We start from the raw sequence: 3,017 nt of genomic DNA, 5'->3' as shown, positions 1-3,017 counted from the left end.
AGAAAAACTGACCGGCGTGACGTGCGTTTTCGGCTCCCTGGGGGCTCGGCCACGCGTGGGACGTGGATCGTTGCGCGACCGCAGCCAGAGACTGTCAACCTGGGTAGTTGTCGTCGTTGCCGAGCGGTTGCCACGATGGCGCACACGGCCGGCGCGATCCGCGCCCGGCGTATCGAGAGGCGCCCGATGCCCGGAGGTGCTGCTGAGCAGACTGGTCCTCGGAATTCTCGGTGAACGCGCCCTCCTGATATCTGCTCGACGGCAGTGAGTGGGCCTCCCTGATTTCCGGAAAGCGAAGGAAGAATAGTGGGCTCCTGGTTCATGCGCCTTTTTCGTCGATGGGTCAAGCTCGCCGCACCGCTTCATTCGAATTCCTCGTACGCGGCATCGATATTCGCCTGCAGTGTCATTCCGGCAGAGTTCTATCTGCTCACCATGTCGATTCCCGTCGATGTCGACGACCCGCATCGCCGGGTCCCTTTCTCTCCGCGTATTGAGGTGGACATCGACGGTCTGTGGTTCCTCGACGACAACGGCGACGCCGACTAGCAGCGCGGTCCCTTAAACAGTCAGAGCGAGGGATCCTCGGCGGCGAGGGAACCGCATACGCTCTCTTAAAGAGCCGGGCACGTCGCATGGCTCACATCATCGAACCAGCAGACCGTCACGAAATGAATGCGGGTGTGGTGAGTTGCGAATTCTGGGCGTTTCCGGATCGCTTCGCAAAGAGTCGTTCAACACCCAGCTCCTGACGGCCGTCAGGCTGTTGGCCCCGGCGGGGATGGAGATCGAGCTCTTCGACGGAATCGGCGATCTTCCCCTGTACAACCAGGACCTCGACACCCGGGAGGGCAGCCCGGCTCCGGTCACCCGGTGGCGCGACGCCGTCCGAGAGGCGGACGGTCTGATCATCGTCACACCGGAGTACAACAGCTCGATTCCGGGCGTGGTCAAGAACGCGGTCGACTGGGCATCCCGCCCCCTCATGAACGCCGCGTTGCACGGCAAGAGCGTGGTGACCATGGTGGCCACCCCCGGGCGGGGCCTCGGCCGCAACGCGCTGACCGATCTGGGCCGCGTCCTGCACGACTGCCACGCACAGGTGATCAGCGGGCCGTGGGTGGTGCTCACCGAGGCCGAGGACAAGCTCGTCGACGTCGAGGACGAGCAGGGCCGGCTCGTCCCCACCCTGTGCGACCCGATCGCCGTGCGTCTCGCCACGGTCCAGTTGAACGCGCTGGCTGCCGCGGTCGACGCGGGTGCCGGCGAACACGCCGTGGCTCCGCTGCGCTCCTACTTCGCCGTCGGCCGAGCGCGGAACGGCTAGCCGACCCCGGCCCCGATCACGATCGTGCATGAGGGCCGGAGTCGATCCGACCCCCTGATCCGATGAACGCCCCCGGCCCCCGACACGCGGCCGGGGGCGGTTCCTTGACGGTGCGGCGGAGTCCGACGCCGAATGCCCGACGCACCAGGGCTACGGCACCAGCGGCCCGGTGCCAGAAGAGCTCAAGGCATTCCGGACGAACGGAACCGCGGGCGGCGTCGGCTTCGGGACATGACACCCGGGCGGCTACGTGGAGGATCCGCGGCCATCGATTCGCGAACGTCCCGATGCCTCCGCGTGGCTGATCATCTCCACGCATCGGCTCACAGCCGCCAGTGCGTCCCGTTCCCCGGTACGCGCGAAGGCTTCCACGGCGGTGTCGGCGAACTTGATGACGTGTTCGTCCCCGTGGTCGATCGCCCGGGCCATGGCGTCCTCGGCCGTCGTGACGCCGTCGGTGTGGACGGCGAGTTCCGAGGCGTCGACTGCTTGCGGGGGCGAGGCCGCGGCAGTCAAGGCGGCGCTCGCATGCCATGCCGCGTCCGCGCTGGGCACCCACAGTTCGCGCGGCAGGGCGGGCAGCACGCGCAGGACGGCGGTCGGCGCCGTCGAGGCATGGACCAGCATGACCGCCTGGCCGTGGCTGTAGCTCAGGTAATGGACCACCGAGGCGTCGGTCAGCTGAGACAACAGCGCGGGCACCTGCTCGGGATCGTCCACGGCTCGCAGGCCGCCGAGTGCCGATTGCCAACCGTCGGTGGTCGCGAGCTGGCCGACTCGGTAGGGCACGCCCTTTTGCTGGTCGGCGACGCTCGGCACGGCGGCCAAGGCGCCGGCCGCCGTCAGCGACCCGGTCCGACGGGAGGGTTCGCCGGTCACCGGCCGCCAGCACGCGGCCCAATAGCCCAGGCCGTCGGCGAGTTCGACCAGGCGCGGGTTGTCGTCGATGGGGCCGCCGGCGGATCCCGACCCCGAGCCGGAATCGGCTTCGGCCGCCATCAAGGAGTGCACCAGGTGCGCGACCCGGATCGCGCCGTGCGCCGTGCCGCCGATGATGCCGGGCATCAGCCGCGGCCACCACGTCGCCAGCACCTCCCGCCAGGGACGCTCGGCGAGCTCGCGCTGGAACAGCGTCGTCCAGTCCGCCACCCGCTTCAAGTCGCCGAGGGCTTCCCGCCAGTCGTCCTCGGTGACCGGGGCGAGCCCGCGCGGTGGTTCCTCCAAACGTTGCGTGTAGTTGTCTATCCAGCGATGCACGGTGTCGGCGTATCCGTGCCGGACCATGGCCTCGACGGCCATCGGGCCGTGGTTGCTGAGATGATGACCGCCCCACTCCGGTCCCGTCGCGTGGAACCGCTGGTAGGCCTCCATCAGGACCGACTCGTCGTCACTCATTCGGGCCCTTCTTGCTGGTCGCAGAAGCTTGTGTTGGACCTTTTCGGACACTAGGTCCGGCATCCGCCGCGCACTATCCCCGATGTTGGTAGTGGCCTTCGGCGGCACGTCGCTGCCGCACCACAGGATTACCAAGGTGGGGGAAGGCCAGTTACCCGGCAAGCCGTTGACTGGTGCCGAGCCGGTTCGGTGGGCCGGTGCCGTCGCAGGTGTGGTGATGGCTGCCTGCGACGATTCGCCCGACCGTCGACCCGCCGAACCTCTGGAGGAGTCTTGTCCGTTCTTGTCATTGGTG

At 67.9% G+C, this 3,017-nt stretch carries 4 protein-coding genes; 3 read left to right on the top strand and 1 reads right to left on the bottom strand.

Annotated features, from left to right (window positions below; translation table 11 throughout):
* Positions 1-306: 306 nt before the first annotated feature.
* Both ABEA26_RS35550 and ABEA26_RS35545 read left to right on the top strand, forming a co-directional pair.
* Positions 307-549, top strand: coding sequence for a hypothetical protein (locus ABEA26_RS35550; RefSeq protein WP_345598150.1), 243 nt, complete (start codon positions 307-309; stop codon positions 547-549).
* A gap of 142 nt (positions 550-691) precedes the next feature.
* Complete coding sequence (locus ABEA26_RS35545) at positions 692-1,327, top strand: NADPH-dependent FMN reductase (RefSeq protein ID WP_345598149.1); 636 nt, start codon at positions 692-694, stop codon at positions 1,325-1,327.
* Between the two features lie 246 nt (positions 1,328-1,573).
* On the opposite strand, the gene ABEA26_RS35540 is transcribed toward ABEA26_RS35545, so the two are convergent.
* Entirely contained in the window at positions 1,574-2,722 is a 1,149-nt protein-coding gene (locus tag ABEA26_RS35540; RefSeq protein WP_345598147.1) for a questin oxidase family protein, read from the bottom strand.
* An 82-nt stretch (positions 2,723-2,804) separates the two neighbouring features.
* On the opposite strand from ABEA26_RS35540, the gene ABEA26_RS35535 reads away from it, so the two are divergent.
* Positions 2,805-3,017 (top strand): hypothetical protein (locus tag ABEA26_RS35535; RefSeq protein ID WP_345598145.1); only part of this gene is annotated, 213 nt, incomplete at its 3' end.

Source organism: Streptomyces marokkonensis (genome assembly GCF_039539045.1).
Lineage (GTDB): Bacteria > Actinomycetota > Actinomycetes > Streptomycetales > Streptomycetaceae > Streptomyces > Streptomyces marokkonensis.
The sequence above is the reverse complement of the archived record's forward strand: the minus strand, read 5'-3'. Positions and strand labels throughout refer to the sequence as shown.

Bases quoted from the DNA above. Each gene is read 5' to 3' on its own strand.
- ABEA26_RS35540 (WP_345598147.1), bottom strand. From the start codon at position 2,722: ATGAGTGACGACGAGTCGGTCCTGATGGAGGCCTACCAGCGGTTCCAC.